Source organism: Streptomyces sp. CBMA29, assembly GCF_014596445.1.
Lineage (GTDB): Bacteria > Actinomycetota > Actinomycetes > Streptomycetales > Streptomycetaceae > Actinacidiphila.
The window spans coordinates 1-18,342 of sequence record NZ_MECL01000211.1 but is presented as its reverse complement, the minus strand read 5'-3'; the positions used below and the strand labels follow the sequence as shown (position 1 = coordinate 18,342).

The window sequence follows — 18,342 nt, the reverse complement described above, 5'->3', positions numbered from 1 at the left end:
AGGAGCGAGGTATGACCGAACGCAAACCCGCCGGTGTCTCCTACGAGACGTGGGTGGACAAGCAGATCCGCGAGGCGGAGCGGCGCGGCGACTTCGCCGAACTGCCGGGCGCGGGACAGCCGTTGGCCTCGCTGGACACCCCGTACGACGAACTGTGGTGGATCAAGGGCAAGATGCACCGCGAGGGCCTGTCCGCGCTGCCGCCGACGCTCGTGCTGCGCAAGGCCGCGGAGGACGCGACGGCCGCGGTAGCGCGGGCGCGCTCCGAGCGGCAGGTGCGGCAGATCCTCACCGAGATCAACGACCGCATCCGCGAGGCCCTGCGCCGCCCTCCGGAGGGACCGCCCCTCAACCTCGGCCTGTTCGACGTCGAGAAGGCCGTGGCCGACTGGCACGCGGCACGGACCCCCGATACGGGTACGGACGTTGATACGGGTACGGATACGCGTACGGGTACGGCCGCCGATACGGATTCCGGCCGTGGCGGGCGGCGGACGGGGTTCGGGCGGCTGTTCCGCAGGGACCGTTCCGCCTGATAGGGAGGGGCCGTGCGCTTTGACTCCGTGCCGATGCCGCCGACCGTCGAGGTCAGGCCCCGCGACCCGCGCGGCTACCCGGTGCCCGCGATCACCCCGTGGCACGACGACCAGCCGCAGTTCGCGCTGACCGACTACGACCGCAGCGCCAACTGCGCCCGGCAGCGGCTGTGTTCGGTGTGCGACACGCTGATGCCGCGCGGCCCGGTGTGGCGGGTGGTGGGCGGTTCCGAGAGCGCCGCGATCGGCGAGGCGCTGGCCGCCGGGCGCCCGTACCGCAATCTCGCGCCGACCCTCGAAGGGCCTGGCCACCGCGCCTGCATGCTCTACGCCTCGATGGTCTGCCCGTATCTGGCGCGGCCCAACGCGCGGCGCGGTCTGGACGCGCGGAGCCCGGACGACATGACCGCTCATGTCGTCCGGGGCGCGGTGCGCGGCACGCTGGGCGCCGTGGTCGGTTTCGCCGACTACGAGTTCGCGGTCACCTCGTCACAGGTGCTGTTCCGTTTCGTCGACGTGGTGGAATTCCTGCCGCACGACACCGCTGACGCCCATCTGGACGCGCTGCGGGCCGAGTTGGATCAGGCGCGGTAGGCCGGGAGCCCGACGTAGTCGGAGACCTTGACCGGCGCGTGCGAGCCGTCGACGGGCAGCCGCACGATGCCGTTGGGCGTACGGGCCACGACCGTCCTGCCGTCGGGCTCGAAGGCGGGCTCGGTGTAGTCGGTGGTCGCCTGCGGGGTCAGGTCCTCGTACCGCGGCGCGCCGTCCTGGGGCGTCTCCAGGAACAGGTGGTCGTGGCCGCCGACGGACCGGACGAAGACGACGCCGTCGTCCTCGGTCGGTCCCACGGCGGGCTCGGACCCCGGGGTGAGCGCGTAGCCCTGCTGCCGCAGGTAGTCGTCGCGGATGTAGACCTTGCCGTCGTCGGTGTTGGCGTAGACGGCGGTGCCGTACTTCCCCGCCGAGCTGGGCCATACGTTGCCGGTCTGGGGCAGCGGCTTCACGTTGTCGTCCGACTCGTGGTTCAGGCTCAGCGCCTTGGGCGTGCCGTCGTGCGCGGTGGCCGGGACGCCGTACAGCCGGGCGGTGCTGCCCTGGCGGCCGGCGAAGAGGAGGTTGTCGAGGGCGGGAAGGCCGTTCTGCGGGTCGTTCGCGCGCACCTGCCAGGTCGGGTGCGACCAGTTCTGGTTGCCCGGGTTCCTGGCCACGATCACGCGTCCGCCGCCGTCAGGATCGCTGACCGCGAGGTCGCCGTCGCCGTCGATGAAGGCGGCCTTCGCGCCGGTCGGCGACCAGGCCAGGTCGCGGACCTCGGTGCCGAAGTCCACCCGGGTGCCGTTCATGACGACGTAACGGGTGCCGTCGCTGATGGTCAGACCGGAGTGCGCGGTGCCGTTGAGCTTGGGGCTGCTGCCGACCGGGCTGGCCCCCGAGCCGTTGGCGCCGTCGTCCCCCGCGTTCCCCCCGGTGCCGCCGCTGCCGCCCTTCCCGCTGGGGGTGGGCTGACCGCTCGCGCCGCTCGTCGCCGAGGGCGCGGGGTCGGAGGCGGTGCCGTCCGCCGGGCCGCAGGCCGTCAGGAGCAGGGCGGCACCAGCCGTGATCCCGGCGGTGAGCGCGATGGCGGCGGCGGTGCTGCGACGGCCACTGGCACGAACGGACATATCGGGTTCCCCCCAGGAACGGATGCGGTGCGGCGTCCTCCGACCGCGCGCGGCGGTCTCCCGCCGTTCCGGCCGGCTCCGGCTGTTTTCGCCGGTGACACAAAGAGTGCTCCCGCAACGTCCGTCTCCTGTGCTGCCGTTGTCACGCCAGTGCAACAGCGGGGGTGCTCGCGGCGGGAGGGTCCGCGGCCCGGTGCCGACCCGGACCGGTACGGTCCGCGTGCCCTGCGGGCGGTTCGCGCGTTGTATCGATCATGAACGTAAGCCGAATCCTCACCACCGCCGCCGCCGGTTCCTTCCTGATCGCGGCGGGCGCCCCCGCCGCCATGGCCGCCGAGCAGTCCGCCGACCTGGGCTCCACCCTCAGCAGCACCGCGATCACCGCGAGCGCCGCGGGCGAGCAGGCCAAGGGCGCCACCGCCAGCGTGCTCGGCGACTACAAGGTCGACCAGAAGGTCCAGGACGTGAAGAACGTCGCCCAGGCGGGCACCGACGCGGTCACCGCCGCCAACGACCTGGTCCACTGACCGCCCGAGCCCGACTCCGTACGCGTACAGGGGCGCCCCGCAGGACCCTCGGGTCCCGCGGGGCGCCCCCGCGCGCTTAGCGAGCTGTTGAGGGGGCGAGCTCTTGAGGGGTCCTAGCCCTTGAGGGGGCCTAGCTCTTGAGGGTGCCCACCGGCACCAGGCAGTGTGCGGCGGTGCCCAGGACGTCGGTGTCCCCGGCGAAGCCCTGGAGGGTCTCCTCGGTCACCGGGGTGCCCGGCTTCGCCTCGGGCCACGGGCGGGTGGCGAGGATGAAGTACACCGAGCCCCGGTCCTGCGCCGCGGCCACCCACTGCTCGGGCACCGGGCAGGCGGCGTGCAGGTAAGGCATCGTCAGCACGGCCTTGCCGCCCTCGACCAGCACCTTCACCGGGACGTTCGGCGCCTGCCCGACGTCGAGGATCACGCCGCCGACCGGCAGCCCGACCTCCTCCGCGACGGCCAGCGCCGCCTCCTGTCCCGACTCCGGGCCGTCCGGCCCGTCACCGAGCGAATAGGCCATCAGGAACGGCATGTCGCGGCCGTCCTCGTGGTGTTCACCGGCCCACGGAATCACCACGAGGGTGCCGAGTCGGCGCTGGAGGGCGGAATTCAGGGCGGTATTGGTCTGGCTCATGCGCCGGACCCTAACCGCCGCCGGAGCCCGGCCGGAGCGGATATCACCTCCGCGGGCGACCCGAGGCTCCCGGATTCCTTCGTTAGGGGAGAAGTCGGCCGCGCGTACGCACCCTAACGGCCCATCAGGGTGATGTGGATCGGCAGCGGTTGAAATCGGGAAATCCGCAGTTCACACAGTTCGCGCCGCCACCCTAGTGGGCGGCGGCCATTCTCAGCAGTTGCGGTAATACCGTCTGCTTTTCACGGTGGTGGCGTAGCTGTTCAACCACCGAAGGGAACTGTTTTCCATGCGTACCCACCGGATCACCGGCGTGGTCGTCGCCTCCGCGCTCGTCGCCACCATCGCCGGCGGCGCGCTCACGACGACCGCCGCTGCCGCCACCCCCGCAGACACCAAGCCCGCGGGCACCGTGGCGGCACCGGCAGCGCCGGACGCGACCGCGCTGCTCGCGCAGGCCAAGTCACTGGGAGATATGGCCGGCGTGCTCACCCCGGTCACGAAACTGGTCCAGGACGTGCTCGCCAAGCCCGGCACCGTCAAGCCCGAGACCATCACCGCCGACGCCGCCGGGGCCAAGTCGGCGATCGACGCGGCGAAGGCCGCCGCGCCGGCGGTCCCCGCCGCTCCCGCCGCCCCTGCCGCCCCCGCGGCTCCCGCGGCTCCGGCTGTTCCCGCCGTCCCCGCCGTCCCCGCGGTGCCGAGCCTCGGCAGCCCCTCGGGCAAGGTCGCCACGCAGCCGTCGGTCAAGCCGTCCGCCACGCGGGACCTGAAGGCCGACGCCCTCACCGCGCTCCAGACGGCAGTCGACAACCTGGTCAAGGCGTCCACGGCCGGTGACCCGGCGGGGTTGCTGACCGCCGCCACGGCCGTCGTCACCGGCCTGGTCAACGTCGTCGTCGCCACCGTCCTCGGCGGTGGCCTGCCTGCGCCGAACCTGCCCGGTCTGCCCGCCCTCCCGTCGCTGCCCGGCGGCCTCCCTTCGGCCCCCGGCCTGCCGCTCTGACCGAGCGCCGGGCGTAGCCGGAGCCGTGGTTCGCAGGGGTCCTGAGCGGCGCTTCGAGCCGTGCTCCGGCCGGATGTGACACCCGAAGGGGTGAGCGCGAACAGCGCTCACCCCTTCGGCCCATTGTGATACGCCGTCACCGATTCAGCCCAACATGCGTGACTATTCGTGATCTCCCCCCGTTGCGCACAGCGTCAACGCCGCAGGTATTTGCGGTTGGGTTTCGTCTCAGGGAGATCTTGATGTCGCGTATCGCAAAGGCGGCGGCCGTCACCGCCGCGGCGGGTGCCGTTCTGGCCGCCGGCGCCGGTATGGCTGTTGCCGACTCCGGCGCGCAGGGTGCCGCTGTCGGTTCGCCGGGTGTGCTGTCCGGCAACCTCATCCAGGTGCCCGTGCACGTCCCGGTCAACGTCTGCGGTAACACCGTCGACGTCATCGGCCTGCTGAACCCGGCGTTCGGCAACCAGTGCGCCAACGTCTCCGGGCACGACGGCGGCGAGTGGTAATTCCGCGGTCCCACACATGAAACGGCCTCCCGTCACCTTGTGTGCGGGAGGCCGTTTCTTTCCCTCGGCCCAGCGCCCTCGGCGCGAGCGCGTCAGCTCTCCTCGTACCGGTAGAACGAGCGGTGGTCGAAGTAGTCCGACGGCTTCTCGCCCCACGGCGGCATCAGCTCGTCGCTGCTGATCACGCGGCCGTGCTCGGGGTCGTTGGCCGACAGCGGCATGGACGGCAGGTACGGGGACTTCGGGTGCAGCCGCTGCCAGCGGATCCAGACCAGGTCGAGGAAGGCGTGGTGCATCCAGAACACCGGGTCGTTCGGCGAGGTGCCGCCGATCATGTGGCCGCCGACCCACTGGTGGACCCGGTTGTGCAGGTAGCCGCCCTTGGTGTCGCTGACCGTCCAGCCCTCGATCTTGTTCCTGAAGCCCTTGGTGGTCGGGGCGGAGTTCCACGGCGCGACGTCGTAGACCGGCATCGCGAGCGCGTTGTCCAGCTCCGCCTTCGTCGGCAGCACGATCGGCCGGTCGGGCCGCCCCATGTTGCGGGTCAGGTACTTCTCCTGCGTGACCCCGTAATTGATCGGCCAGTCGCCGGTCTGGTACGCGAACGGGCCCGTCATCACCTGGCCGTCGCTGTCGCGGCCGTTGCCGCCCATGAAGTCCGGGCCCCACAGCGAGGAGCTCTGCGCGTTGTCGTACGTCCAGTCCCAGTACGGGATGGTGACGCCCGGGTCGAACATCTGGAGATCGGCCTCGAACTGGAGCAGGAACCGGCGGTGCCAGGGGAAGAAGGTCGGCGCCATGTGGGCGACCCGCAGCCCGCTCTCGCCGTCGGCGGCGAAGTACTTGCCGTGCGTGATGACGTACTTGTCGTAGCCGCCCACGCGCTTGAGCTCCAGCACGGCCTCGACGAACCGGGAGCGTTGGCTGCTGGTCAGATGCCGCTGATTCATTCGCGTGTACACAGGAACTGACCCCTCGGCGGTCGTACGGCGCTCAGCCGTCAGTGGTGGCGCGCGGTGCCGCGCTCAGTGGTGGCGCTCGGTGGTGGCGCTCGGTGCCGACGCCCGTGGACGGCGCTCAGCGGTGGCGCTCAGTGGTGGTGCTCCGCGGTCGTGGACAGCTGGGCGCGGCCGAGTACGTCGACCGCGCCGCGGGCCGTGCCGAGGGCGGTGGGGAAGGGCTGGTAGTGGTTGGCCATGCTGATGAAGCTGCCGTCCACGCGCCGCATCACGTGCAGCGGACGCCCGTCGATCCGGATGTCGACGCCGCTGTCCCGCGCGGAGCTGAACCCCTGGATGCGGCGCCCGCGGTAGACCTCGTCGAAGAGGGCGGCCCCCGCGCCCGGCACGGGAGCGGGCTCGTACCCGGCGGCGGCGTTGTCGTACCCGGCGGGGGGCTCGGCGACCGCGGTGTCCGACGGCCTCGCGGCCAGCATCGGACGCAGCGCCGCGGTGGTCCCGGATACGGCGGCCACGGTCGTGATGCCGCGCCTGATCAAGCGACGGCGCGTCGCCACCCGGGGCCGTGAGGGTCTTCCGCTGTCGTTCTCCATGGCTTCGCTCATGTCCGACACACTCCTCTCCTCCGGCCGTTTCCGCGGTTCATCATGCCGCCGTAGGGGTGAGTCCCCCGGATAATCGGTGGGCGATGCAAGGAATTTCATCCGCCCGAGTGATATCGCGATCGGCCCGGTGCCGGTATTGACGGACCGCCAGGTTGTTTGAGCCCGGGTAGGAACTGTCGGGGGAACCGCTTTTGGTCTACGTCAGGGGGCGTGCCTATTACTCATACGTTATGACTGATCGTTAGGAGTGCGATTTCCGTGCGGTTGCCCGGCGGTCACCGCACCACGCACAGCGCACCACGCACCACGCACAGCGGACAGCGGACGAGGAGTGACCATGGCCAACCGACGCCAGTGGCTGACGGGTGCGGGCGTCGGATTCGTGTCGGCCGCCTTGATCATGTCCGGACTGTCCGGACTGTCCGGCGTCGCGAGTGACCCGCCGGGCGCGGGCCGCCGCCTCGTCACCGCGCTCGCCGGAGCCGTCGGCGCGGAGGGCGCCGCGGGGCCGGGCGGCGCGGACGGTCCGAACGGCTCGAACGGCTCGAATGGTCCGAACGGCTCGGGCGGTTCTGCCGGTGCTTCCGGGGGTACGCCCACGCCCCCGCCGCGCGCCTCGTACGCTCCCATGGGTGCCTTCACCGACTCCGGCGCCGAGGGCGTGGCACGGATCGGCGCCCTGGAGTCCTGGCTCGGCGGTACGGAGGCGACGGTCGGCCATACGTATCTGCCCGGCGACGACTGGTCCGGCATCGAGGGCAGCGGCGGGCTGCTCCAGCCGTGGGCCACCTGGAAACGCGCGAAGCCCGACCGGCTCTTCGTCCTCAACGTGCCGATGCAGGAGCACAACGAGGACCGCGTCCCCGACCGCGACGTACGCGAGCTGATCCAGGAGGGCGCGCGCGGCGACTTCGACGGCCACTTCACCCGGCTCGCCCACCGGCTGGTCGACCTCGGCGTGCCCGACACCGTGATCGTCCTCGGCTGGGAGATGAACGGCACCACGTACACCCACCGCTGCGGCCCCGACCCGTCCGGCTGGAAGACGTACTGGAACCGGATCGTCAAGGCCATGCGCGCCGTGCCCGGCCAGCGCTTCCGCTTCGACTTCACCCCCAACCGCGGCCAGGACGCCATCGGCTGGACCGAGTGCTACCCCGGTGACGCCACCGTCGACATCGTCGGCATGGACTCCTACGACCAGCCCCCCGGCGAGACCTTCTACGACCAGGTCAACGAGGCGTACGGGCTCCAGGCCCAGGTCGACTTCGCCGACCGGCACGGCAAGGAGATCTCGTACCCGGAGTGGGGCCTGTTCAGGAACGGCGACAACCCCGACTACATGCGGCAGATGCTCCAGTGGATCAACGACCACCAGCCGGTGTACCAGACCATCACCGACTACTGCCCGCACGGCGTGTGGCAGTGCACGGAGAACCCGAAGTCCTCGAAGGTGTATCGCAACGCGCTGTTCGACCTGAAGCCGGCGCCGACGCCTTCGGAGACGCCGACGCCTACGCCGACTCCGACGCCGACGGAGACCCCGACGCCGACCGTCACGCCGACTCCCACCGATACGCCGTCCGGCACTCCGACGCCTACGGATACGCCCACGGTGACGGCGACACCCACGGACACGCCGACCCCCTCGGTCAGCCCGTCCGCGACGCCGACGGAGACCCCGACGCCCACGGATACGCCCACGGTGACGCCGACGCCGACGCCGAGCGGCACGCTCACCCCGGAGCCGTCGCTGTCGCCGAGCCCGACTCCGACAGCGCCGACGACGCCCTCGGTGTCGCCGTCCCCCGAGTTGTCGCCGAGCCCGGCGGTCAGCCCGAGCGCGAGCCCGACGCCCAGCGTGCTGCCGCCCGTGACGCCGACCCCGGCGCTCACTCCCGTGGCCGTACCGACGCTTCCGGCCATCACGCCGGGCCCGACGCCCGTACCGCAGGCCGGGCCCTCGCCGCTGCCGCCCGTGGTGGAGGCGTGCCTGCCGCTCCAGCTCAGCGAGGAGATGCAGAAGCAGTACGCCAGCGGTCAGGTCTGTATCAAGCTGCAACCGAAGGCGCCGGGCGAGCAGACGGCGACGCCGACTCCGACCGTGCCGACGCCTGAGTCACCGACTCCGACCGTGCCGATGCCTGAGTCGCCGACACCGACCGTGCCGACGACACCGACACCGACGTTGCCGCCGACGGCCACGTCCTAGTCGCCGCGCCTGGCGAGCCGGTCGTTCAGTCCGGCCCGCCAGGCGCGCAGCACCGGCAGGCGGCGCTTGGCGGTCGCGGTGAGACGGGTGCGGGCGGCGGCCAGGGCGACGCGGGTGTGGAGGACGACGGCCAGCGGGCGGGTGGTCAGCAGCAGGCGACGGTTGGCGAGGTGGTCGGGGCGCCAGTGGAATTTGTGCGGCTCCGCGCCGCGCAGCAGGCTGAGGGCGGCCCGGCCGCCGTCCTGGGTCTGCCGGACGCCGTGTCGCATCAGCAGTGTCGTGACGTCGACCTTGGCGGCGCGCAGGCCGGGGTGGGCGCCGTAGAGGTAGCCGCCCGCCAGGCTCGGGCAGAGCACGGTGAGATTCGCGGCCACCACCTCGCCGCCGAGGCTGAACTCGGTGATCGCCGCGTCGCCGCTCGCCACCATCAGCCGCGCGGCGCGGGTCAGGTGCTCGGCGAAGCGCGGGCGTACGTGCTCCGGGGTGACCCCGCGGCCCTGCCACTGGAGCAGGTGCAGCCGCAGCATCGTCTCGACGGCGGGCGCCACGTCGTGCGCGGGCACCGCGCGTTCCTCGACGCCCGCCGCGTCCAGCTTGCGCAACTGCGAGCGGATGCGCTGGCCGCGCGAGCTGCCGACCCTCGCGATCAGCCCGTCCATCGGCAGGCCCGGCAGCTCCAGGCAGACCGAGTCCTCCAGGTCCTTGCGCGGACCGCGCCACGCGCCGTACACCCGCTCGGCCGCCGCGCCGGGCCGCACCTCGCGCAGGTCGATCACGGCCGTCCGCGCCAACCGCCGCAGCGCCCCGGTCAACGCCGTCGCGTACGCCGGATCCGCGTCGTCCACCAGCACGTCCGCGTAGTCCGTGATCGCCCCGCCGAGCGCCACCAGCACCGGCACCGGCCGGTACGTCACCATCAACGGCGCCGCCGCGACCAACTCCCCGCCCCGCCGCACCACCACGACCCGCAGCCGCCCGCGCCTGCCGTACGACAGCCACCACGAATACAGCCACGCGTGACTCTGGAACGGCGTCGCCGCCCCGCACCGCCCGTACAACCGCCCCCACTGCGCGGCCATCCCCCCGAACTCCTCGGCATCCCGCCAGACCTCGACCCTGAGCCCGTCCCCGGCCGCGCGGTCGTCGGCTGCCCACGGTGCCTCCGCCGACGCGGGCGAGGTCTCGCGGGCGGCCTGGGCGCCGACGCCGGCGCCCGGGGCGGTGCGTGGCTCGGATACGCGTCCGGCCGAGCCGCGGCCTGTGCCGCCGGTGGTTGCCTGTGCTGGCGCTGCCGCGGCTTCGCGCGCGAGCTGGGTGTCAGGTGTGGTGCGTGGCTCGGATACGCGTGTGGCCGCGCCGCCGTCCGTGCTGCCGGTGGGCGTCTGCGGTGCCTCCGCCGAGGCGGGCGAGGTCTCGCGCCCGGCCGGTGCGCCGATGTCGGCGCCTGGGTTGCCATCCGTGCTGCGGGTGGGCGTCTGCGGTGTCTGTGCTGGCGCGGGCGCAGCTTCGCGCGCGACCTGGGTGTCAGGTGTGGTGCGTGGCTCGGATACGCGTGTGGCCGCGCCGCTGTCCGTGCTGCCGGTGGGCGTCTGCGGTGCCTCCGCCGAGGCGGGCGAGGTCTCGCGGGCGGCTGGTGCGCCGATGTCGGCGCCTGGGTTGCCGTCCGTGCTGCCGGTGGGCGTCTGCGGTGTCTGTGCTGGCGCGGGCGCAGCTTCGCGCGCGACGGGGGTGCCGGGCGTAGCCGTAGCTGTAGCCGCGGGCTCGGCGTCGGCCGTGCGTCCGGGCAGGGGTTCGGCGGCGGGCGCGGGCTCCGGTGTCGTCTCGGGCGCAGGCCGTGGGCGGACGGGCGTGGGCGCGGTGGCGGGTTCGTGGGGAGTGGCGGAGCCGGCGGCGGTGGGGGTGGTCATACGGATTCCCTGGGCATCGCTGTCGGGGCGTGGCCCGGGGTGGGGGCCGGGAGGGAGGCGCCGTAGGCGGGCTCGCGGCGGGAGCGGGGGCGGACCAGGAGGAAGAGCGCGCCGAGGAGGCCGCCCGCGCTCGCGCCGACCGCCGCGGACAGGGCGGTGGAGGGCGAGGAGGGCGAGGTCGGAGCGGTGGCGGGGGAGAAGACCAGCAGGCGGACGCCGGTGCTGGCGGCGTTGCGGTTGCCGGTCGCGGCCAGCGAATCGGCGACGGCGTTGGCGACCTTCGCGGCGGTCGCGCCGCGCCGGCCCGTCCCGGTGATCGAGATCATCGGCGCGTCGGGCGAGGTCGCGGCCTGCACGCTGCCCTTGAGGTCGTCCACCGCCATCCCGGACGCGGCCTGCGCCCCCGCGAGCACCGCGGAACCGGTGACGACCCGCCCGTACGCCTGCGCGAAACCGGTGGTGGTCGTCGCGTCGCCGTGCTGCGGCACCACGATGACGTAGCTGGTGGCGGCGTACTGCGGGGCCGCCGTCAGGCCGTAACCGAGGCCGCCCGCGAGGCCGATGCCCAGGCACAGGGGCAGCGGCAGCCAGCGCGGCGGCGTCCGCCACGAAGCGCGGCGCCCGCGTCCCTGCCTGCCCGCGGGGGCGCGGCCCTCGTCGCGGATCGCGGCCTTCTCCTGCACTGCGGTGTCCTGCATGAGCGGTCTCATTTCTTCTGTCCCGGCCCCACGCCGGTGGCGGTGGCTTCCGCGGCTGCGGTTGCGGTTGCGGTCGGGGATGTGGTCGCGGTCGCGGTCGCGGATGCGGATGCGGATGCGTACAGCCCCATCACGCGGTCGGCGGTGCGGGCGATGTGGTAGCTGTCGACGGCGGCGGGCACCGGCAACCGCCTTACGCCCGCGCCCTGTTGGGCGTGGAGTGCGGAGACGAGGTCCCGCGGGCGGGTGCCGATCCGGCGGGCGCCGGGCGCGCTGTCCGGCGGCAGGTCCTCGATCGCCGGGCACGCGGTGTGCAGCACCGGCAGCCCGGCCGCCAGCGCCTCGACCATGGCGAGCCCGAAGGACTCCTCGCGCGACGCGGACACGAAGACGTCCATCGCGGACAGCAGCGCGGGCATGTCGGGCATGACACCGCCGCCGTCGTCCCCGCCCGCCGCGCCCACCAGATGGACGCGCGGCCCGACGCCCGTCGAACGGGCCAGCCGCAGCAGGGCGTCGTGCTCCGGCCCGGTGCCCGCGACGAGGAGATGGGCGTCCGGGACACCGGCCAGCGCGCGGACGACGGTGTCGAAGTTCTTGCCCGGTACGAGCCTGCCGGCCCCGCCGACGACGAACGCCCGCTCAGGCAGGCCGAGTTGGGCCCGAGTGACGGCGCGTACCGCCGGGTCGAAACGGAAGCGGGCCGGGTCGATGCCATTGGGCACCAGGTGGATACGGGGGTCGGGCACGCCCCACTCGCGCAGCCTGCGCGCGACCGTCGAGGAGACGGCGACGGTGGCGACACCCAGCCGTTCGGTCGCCCCGTACAGCGCGCGGGTGCCACGGGTGAGCGGGCGGCCCTCGATCTGGGAGTCGCCGAGCGAGTGCTCGGTGGCCACGACCGTACGCACCCCGGCCAGCCGCGCGGCGAGGCGGCCGTACACGCAGGCGCGGTAGAGGTGGGTGTGCACGACGTCGTACCGGCCCGCCCTGATCAGCCGGGTCAGCCGGGGCAGCGCGGACAGGTCGCGGTTGCCGGTCATGCCCAGGTGCGTGACGCGTACGCCGTCGGCGCGCAGCGCGTCCGCGACCGGACCGGGGTTGGTGAGGGTGATCACCTCGCTCTCGCACGAGGCGGGCAGGTGGCGTACGAGCAGCCGCAGTTGCTGCTCCGCGCCGCCGATGCCCAGACCGGTGATGATGTGCAGGACCTTCACCTGGGCTCCTCAGGAGCGGCCGTGCCCCGGCCGGACCGCCCGCCGGGCAGGACGCCGTCCCGCGCGCCGTCCCGCCCGCCGGGCAGGACGCCGTCCCGCGCGCCGTCCCGCCCGCCGGGCAGGACGCTGATCCCGTCTCCCGGCACGGGAGTCGGCGCGGGCGCGGCGGGCGGCCCTCCGGCGGCCGTCGCCGTCCGCAGCTTGTGCAGCAGCCGCTTGGCGTTCAGCCGTCCCGCCGCGTCCCGTTGGCCGACGTACGCGCGCGGCAGCGCGAACGTCCCGGCGAGCGGGCCGGGGTCGACCGAGCACGCGTAGCGGTAACCGGCGCCGCGGGCGGCGGCCACCGTGCGGGCGTCGGTCGCGCCGTACGGGTAGCAGAAGCCGTCGGGCTCGCGGCCGGTGATCTCCCGCAACAGGTCGCGGCTCTCGGTGACTTCGACGGTCAGCTCGTCCTCGTCGACCGCGGTGAGGTCCAGGTGCAGCAGGCCGTGCGAGCCGACCTCCATGCCGGCCGCCGCCGCCGCGCGGATGCCGTCGGCGGTCAACAGCGGCTTGCGCGGGCCCTGTTCGTCCCAGGCGTTGACGCCGCCGAGCCTGCCGGGCAGCACGAAGACCGTCGCGGTGTGGCCGTACCGGAGCAGCAGCGGGACGGCGTACTCCAGGAAGTCGGCGTAACCGTCGTCGAAGGTGAGCCCGACCATGCGGCTCGCGCGTCCGGCCGCGTGCGCGCGCATCAACTCGCCGACGCCGACGCCGGTCAGGCCCCTGCGGCGCAGCCACTCCAGTTGGCGGCCGAGCCGTTCCGGCGAGACGGTCACCAGATACGGGTCGTCCCGGCAGTCGCCCACCGAGTGGTACATCAGCGTCCACGGCAGCGCGGCCTGCCGCCTGCGGCTGCGCGCTGCGCTGTGCGCGCGGGCCCGGTCGGCGGCGCCGTCGGGCCGGGGACCTGGGACGGGTCCTGAGCCGGAGCGGGCGCCGGAGACGCGCACGGGCGACGGGCGGACCGCGGTCGTACGCGCGCTGGTACGCACCGAGGTCTGTGCCGAGGTGGGTACCGGGGTCTGTGCGGAGGTGGGTGCCGAGGTGTGTACCGGGGTCTGTGCGGAGGTCTGTGCGCAGGGGGACACGGGCGCGGCTTCGGGGAGCGGGCCGGGGGACGGCCTGCGGACGGAACGGAGTACGGATTCCGGCGCGGAGCCGGGCATGGCGTTCGAACTAGGCATGGGACAGCCTTCGTTTCGCTGTGGCGAGCAGGTGCGGAACCTCCGGCACCCGCACCGCGGCGGCCGCCGCGGCGAAGGTGACGGGCACGGCGATGCAGCACACCGCCGTCGCGGCCAGCGGATCGGGGATCAGGGATCCGAGGCCCCAGCCGGCGGCGGTGGCCACCGCCGCGGCAAGCGTGATCCGGCCTACGCCGGTGAGGAGTTGGCGTGCGCCGATCGCGATGGTGTGCGCCGCGAGGCCGCGGACCAGCAGTCCCGCGGTCACGGTGATCCCGGCGGCGTTGCCCGCCGCGATCCCGTACGCGCCCCACGCCCCGACCGTCGCCACGTCCGCCCCGATCGTGACGAGCAGGCCCGCGGACATCGCGGCGGCCGGATACCAGGTCGGCCGGGCGGCCGAGAAGTACGGCCTGATCAGCGCGCCGACCAGGCTCTGGCCGAGCAGCCCGAGCGCGTACACCCGCATCACGGCGGCCGTCGCCGCGGTGTCGGAGGCGTCGAACGCGCCGCGCTGGAAGAGCACGTGGATGATCTGCGGGGCGCAGCCGATGATGAAGGCGGTGCCGAGCAGCACCACGACGCACACCACCGTCAGGTCGCGCTGCACCTGCCGCCTGGCCCGCTCCCGGTCGCCGCGGGCGAGCGCCTGCGAGACGACGGGGAAGGTGACCGTGCAGATCATCACCGACAGCGCCATCGGCATCTGCGCCACTTTCTGCGCGTAGTTGAGGTGCGAGATCGCGCCCGACGGCAGGGGCGCGGCGAAGAACCGCTCGATCAGTACCTGGGCCTGGCGGCTGACGGTGAAGAAGATGACGGGCGCGACCAGGGCGAGGCCGAGGCGGGACGCCTTGGGGCGCGAGGGGAGTGGGGGCCCGCGCCGGACGCGGGGGGCCCGGTGGGACCGGGCCCTGTCCCTGAACTGCCCCTCGTGCTGCGGCTGTTCGGGAATGGCCGCGGTCGCCGCCGGTACGCTCTGCCGGCCCATACGCAACTCGGCAAGAAACGCGGGCAGTTGGACGAGCACCATCAGCAGGCCGCCGACCGCGACACCCGCCGCCGCGGCCCGTGCGCCCCAGTGGGCGTGCAGCGCGAACAGCGTGCCGATGATGCCGACGTTGTACGCCACGTAGATCGCGGCGGGCGGCAGGAAGCGGCGGTGGGCGCGCAGCGCGGCGCTCAGATATCCGGCGAGGCCGAAGGTGAAGACCGTCACGGCGGTCAGCCGCGTGCAGTCCACCGCGAGGCGGTGGTCGGTCAGTCCCGGCGCGAGCACGTCGACCACGAGCGGCGCGGCCACCGCGATGGCGGCTCCGACGGCGGCCAGCAGCAGCGTCAGCCGGGGCAAAGTGGCGGCCAGCAGGGCCCGTACGGGATCGCCCGCCCGCGCCGTCCGGCCGTCGGCCGCCCTTCCGTCCGCCCGCCTGCTGAGGGCGGCGGCGAAGGCCGGTACGAGCAGCAGCGCCATCGCGTCCTCGATCAGGACGGTCGCCGCCAGCTCCGGGACCGTCCAGGAGACGAGGAACGCGTCGCTGGCCGCCCCGGCTCCGAAGAGGTGGGCGATGGCCTGGTCACGCACCAGCCCCAGCACGGAACCGGCCACCGACAGCACGGCGGTGACCAGGGCGGCCCGCGCGAGGCCCTTCGACCCCCGGTCGCCTCCCGAGCCGCCCCCGGAACCGGCGCCGCCCCCGGAATCGACGTCCGTGCCGCCGCCGGGGGCCGTCCCCGGGGCCCGGAGCGTACGGCCGGTCGGCGCGTCGTCCTCGTGGGCGGCGGTCGCCGCACTCGCGGTCATCGGCGGCGGCCGTCCGTGGCACCGGCACCGGCACCGAGGCCAGTACCGAGGCCAGTACGGAGGTCGGCAGCGGCGTCCGCCGCGGGCGACAGCGCCCACCAGGCCGTCAGGCCGAGCAGCACCGCGGTCAGCACGGTGGAGGGCCCGCCGATGTCGGCGTAGAGGAAGTCGACGCACTGCCAGATCAGCAGCCCGACGGCGGCCAGCCCGCTCGCGGCGGCGCCCGGTGCGCGGTTGCCCGCGCGGCGGGCGCGCAGCAGCCGGTCGGTGCCGCGGGTGAGGAAGGCGGCCCAGCCGCCGACGAGGAGAGCGAAGCCGATCAGGCCCTGCTCGCTGAGCGCGAGCAGGTACATGTTGTGCGGCGACAGCAGCGGTTCACGGGTGAAGCGCTGCCCGGCGCCCGCCGTGTCGCTGCCCGACGACAGCGCGAGCGACGCGTGCCCGTCGCGCTCGTCGGGGAAGCGCTTGAGGCCGACGCCGGTCGCCGGGTGCTGCCGCCACATGCTGACGGCGGCGGCCCACAGCGTGTACCGGTCGGTGACCGAGGGGTCCGGGTCCGCGGTGACCTGCGTGATGCTGCTGACCCGCTGCCCGATCATCTGCGAGCCCACGCCGAGCCCGCCGACCAACAGCACGGCGGAGGCGGTCAGTACGCCGAAGACGCGCAGCGCCTGGCGCCGTCCCGACAGCACGATCATCGCCGCGCACGCGACGGCCGTGGCGATCCACGTACCGCGGCTGAAGGACACCGCCAGCGGTACGAGCAGCGCCGCCGCGCAGGCCAGCGCGGTGGGGCGCAGCCAGCGGGGCGCGCCCGCCGCGGCCGGTACGAGCGCGCAGCCGGTGGCGATGACCAGGCCGTACGCGACGACCGTCGCCATCCCCATGATGTCCGAGGGGCCGAAGGTGCCGACCGCCCTGATGTCCTCGCCCATGTAGGAGGCGCCGGTCGCGGTCGCGTACTGCCACACGCCGATCGCGCCCTGAACGAGGGCGACCGCGACGACCGCTCCGGCCACCACCGCGAAGTCCCGCCGGTCGCGCAGCAGCAGCACCAGCGAGGCAGGCACCAGCACGAACACCTGGGCGTAGCGCAGGAATCCGGCGAGTCCGGCCGCCGGGTCGACCGAGGTCATCGCGGACAGCGCGAAGCCGACGACGGGCGCGCCCAGCACCATCGCGGCGGTCGCGGTCAGCGGCCGTGCCCGGTCGCGCAGCAGCCGTACGGCGACGGTCAGGATGAGTACGGCGGAGGCGGCGTCGGCCGGGGTGACCTTGCCCGAGGTGCTGACGTCACCCGTGCTGACCGGCGCCGCGAGCAGCAGCACGGTCGCCAGGGCGGGCAACAGCGGTGCCAGCCAGCGGTATCGGGCGAGGCCCGGGGGGATACGGGGGGCGGGCCCTGCGCTGTGCGCGGGCACCGCGTGTCGCGCGGGCGTGGGCGTGGGCGCGGGCGCGGGCGTGGCGATCGTGGCCATGATTCAGCTCCCACCGAGCCGGAAGAGCGAAGTCGCCGTGCGGGCGAGGATTCTGACGTCCTGCCAGAGCGACCAGCTGTCGATGTAGTGGTTGTCGAACCGCGCGCGGTCGGCGATCGAGGTGTCGCCGCGCAGCCCGTGCACCTGGGCGAGCCCGGTGATGCCGACCTGCATCCGGTGCCGGTCCTGGTAGCCGGGGTGGGTCTGGCTGAACTGCTCGACGAAGTACGGGCGTTCGGGGCGCGGGCCGACCAGGCTCATGTCGCCGCGCAGCACGTTCCAGAACTGCGGCAGCTCGTCCAGCGAGGTGCGCCGCAGCAGCCGGCCGACCGGGCTCACCCGGCGGTCGTGCGCGATGCTCCAGCGCGTCGCGGACTCGCCGGGGTCCGCGGGCCGCAGCGTGCGGAACTTCAGGAGCGTGAACGGGCGTCCGCCCAGGCCGATGCGCTCCTGCCGGAACAGCACGCCGGGGCCGTCGGTCAGCCGTACCGCGAGGCCGCATCCCGCGAGGACCGGCGCGAGCGCCAGCAGCGCGGCCGAGGCGAGCACGATGTCGAGGGCGCGTTTGCCCCAACGGCCGGGCGGCGCGGGCGGATACGGGTCGAGGCGGCGGCACGCGAAGCCCCACAGGTGGCCGGGCGCCGCCTGGCCGCTGCCGGGGCCCGCGGTGACCTGCCACACGCAGGCGCCCTGCGCGGCGAGCAGCCGTACCGTCGCGGTCGTGCGCGCGTCGAGCGGCTGCGGTCCCGCGACGACCGCGTACCGCACCGAGTTCTGGATCACCGCGCGCGTGATGTCGCCGTGGCCGGTCAGCACCGGCAGCGGGAAGTCGTCGGGCGCGGTGCCGTGTCCTGGCCCCGGGCCCTGCTCCTGCCCCGGCACCTGGCCGGTGGCCGCGATGCCGACCGGGTGCATCCCGTACTCGGGATGCGCGTGCAGCACGGCGGCGACCTCCCGTACGGACCCGTCGCCGCCCACGATCAGCGTCGATCCGGGGTGCAGCCGCGCGTACCGGCGCCGCGCGCCGTGCACGACCCCGCGCAGCGCCCACTGGCCCAGCACGGTCAGTACGAGCGCCGTCAGCAACTCGCCCCACCCGAGGGCGCTTTCGGGCGCGGTCGCCGCGGCCGTCACCGCCACCAGGCCCCACGCCAGCGTCGCGCACAGCGCCAGCGCGGGCAGCTCGTCGGACGCCGTCGGGGCGAACCCCGGCCGGTACAGCCGCGCCCTGCGCAGCGCCGGGACCAGACACCCGAGCAGCGGCGCCAGCAGCAGCGGCCCCACATCGGCCCGCACCGCGAACGCCCCCACGAGCGCCGCCGCACAGTCCGCCGCCACCAGCGGCCCCGCCACCCGCTGCCGAAAC

General features: G+C 73.9%; 14 protein-coding genes and 3 pseudogenes. 6 read left to right on the top strand and 11 right to left on the bottom strand.

Annotated features, from left to right (window positions below; genetic code table 11):
* Positions 1–11: 11 nt before the first annotated feature.
* Positions 12–407, top strand: a pseudogene (locus BGM09_RS27880) (DUF1992 domain-containing protein); the annotation flags it as partial.
* Positions 408–548: 141 nt separating this feature from the next.
* A complete protein-coding gene (locus BGM09_RS27875; RefSeq protein WP_317452924.1) occupies positions 549–1,130 on the top strand; it encodes a hypothetical protein in 582 nt (193 codons plus the stop codon).
* On the opposite strand, the gene BGM09_RS27870 is transcribed toward BGM09_RS27875, so the two are convergent.
* A complete protein-coding gene (locus tag BGM09_RS27870; RefSeq protein ID WP_188284470.1) occupies positions 1,118–2,200 on the bottom strand; it encodes a hypothetical protein in 1,083 nt (360 codons plus the stop codon). The genes BGM09_RS27875 and BGM09_RS27870 overlap by 13 nt on opposite strands.
* Before the next feature lie 254 nt (positions 2,201–2,454).
* Here BGM09_RS27870 and BGM09_RS27865 point away from each other — a divergent pair, with 254 nt between their 5' ends.
* Complete coding sequence (locus tag BGM09_RS27865; RefSeq protein WP_188284469.1) at positions 2,455–2,727, top strand: hypothetical protein; 273 nt, start codon at positions 2,455–2,457, stop codon at positions 2,725–2,727.
* A 130-nt stretch (positions 2,728–2,857) separates the two neighbouring features.
* On the opposite strand, the gene BGM09_RS27860 is transcribed toward BGM09_RS27865, so the two are convergent.
* On the bottom strand, positions 2,858–3,361 hold the full coding sequence (locus BGM09_RS27860; protein WP_188284468.1) for a DUF5949 family protein: 504 nt from the start codon (positions 3,359–3,361) through the stop codon (positions 2,858–2,860).
* A gap of 289 nt (positions 3,362–3,650) precedes the next feature.
* On the opposite strand from BGM09_RS27860, the gene BGM09_RS27855 reads away from it, so the two are divergent.
* On the top strand, positions 3,651–4,367 hold the full coding sequence (locus tag BGM09_RS27855; protein WP_188284467.1) for a hypothetical protein: 717 nt from the start codon (positions 3,651–3,653) through the stop codon (positions 4,365–4,367).
* Between the two features lie 242 nt (positions 4,368–4,609).
* Positions 4,610–4,873 (top strand): chaplin, encoded by a 264-nt coding sequence (locus tag BGM09_RS27850; RefSeq protein WP_188284466.1) that lies wholly within the window; start codon positions 4,610–4,612, stop codon positions 4,871–4,873.
* 92 nt (positions 4,874–4,965) lie between these two features.
* On the opposite strand, the gene BGM09_RS27845 is transcribed toward BGM09_RS27850, so the two are convergent.
* Both BGM09_RS27845 and BGM09_RS27840 read right to left on the bottom strand, forming a co-directional pair.
* Positions 4,966–5,835, bottom strand: a complete 870-nt coding sequence (locus BGM09_RS27845) for a tyrosinase family protein (RefSeq protein ID WP_188284465.1) — start codon at positions 5,833–5,835, stop codon at positions 4,966–4,968.
* 128 nt (positions 5,836–5,963) lie between these two features.
* Positions 5,964–6,437, bottom strand: coding sequence for a tyrosinase cofactor (locus BGM09_RS27840; protein WP_223187708.1), 474 nt, complete (start codon positions 6,435–6,437; stop codon positions 5,964–5,966).
* A gap of 400 nt (positions 6,438–6,837) precedes the next feature.
* On the opposite strand from BGM09_RS27840, the pseudogene BGM09_RS27835 reads away from it, so the two are divergent.
* A pseudogene (locus BGM09_RS27835) lies at positions 6,838–8,055 on the top strand (glycoside hydrolase family 26 protein); the annotation flags it as partial.
* A 590-nt stretch (positions 8,056–8,645) separates the two neighbouring features.
* Here BGM09_RS27835 and BGM09_RS39230 read toward each other — a convergent pair.
* The 7 genes and pseudogenes from BGM09_RS39230 to BGM09_RS27800 form a co-directional block, all read right to left on the bottom strand.
* Positions 8,646–9,728, bottom strand: coding sequence for a GNAT family N-acetyltransferase (locus tag BGM09_RS39230; RefSeq protein WP_188284530.1), 1,083 nt, complete (start codon positions 9,726–9,728; stop codon positions 8,646–8,648).
* A gap of 824 nt (positions 9,729–10,552) precedes the next feature.
* Positions 10,553–11,254: a lipopolysaccharide biosynthesis protein gene (locus tag BGM09_RS27825; RefSeq protein WP_188284464.1), complete on the bottom strand. Its 702-nt coding sequence runs from the start codon at positions 11,252–11,254 to the stop codon at positions 10,553–10,555.
* 8 nt (positions 11,255–11,262) lie between these two features.
* A complete protein-coding gene (locus BGM09_RS27820) occupies positions 11,263–12,471 on the bottom strand; it encodes a glycosyltransferase (protein ID WP_188284463.1) in 1,209 nt (402 codons plus the stop codon).
* A gap of 176 nt (positions 12,472–12,647) precedes the next feature.
* A pseudogene (locus BGM09_RS27815) lies at positions 12,648–13,331 on the bottom strand (polysaccharide deacetylase family protein); the annotation flags it as partial.
* Between the two features lie 358 nt (positions 13,332–13,689).
* Positions 13,690–15,498, bottom strand: a complete 1,809-nt coding sequence (gene murJ, locus BGM09_RS27810; RefSeq protein WP_188284462.1) for a murein biosynthesis integral membrane protein MurJ — start codon at positions 15,496–15,498, stop codon at positions 13,690–13,692.
* Positions 15,495–16,976, bottom strand: coding sequence for an O-antigen ligase family protein (locus tag BGM09_RS27805; protein WP_188284461.1), 1,482 nt, complete (start codon positions 16,974–16,976; stop codon positions 15,495–15,497). The genes murJ and BGM09_RS27805 overlap by 4 nt, the downstream gene beginning before the upstream one ends.
* A gap of 3 nt (positions 16,977–16,979) precedes the next feature.
* Positions 16,980–18,260, bottom strand: coding sequence for an exopolysaccharide biosynthesis polyprenyl glycosylphosphotransferase (locus BGM09_RS27800; RefSeq protein ID WP_411158376.1), 1,281 nt, complete (start codon positions 18,258–18,260; stop codon positions 16,980–16,982).
* Positions 18,261–18,342: the final 82 nt, after the last annotated feature.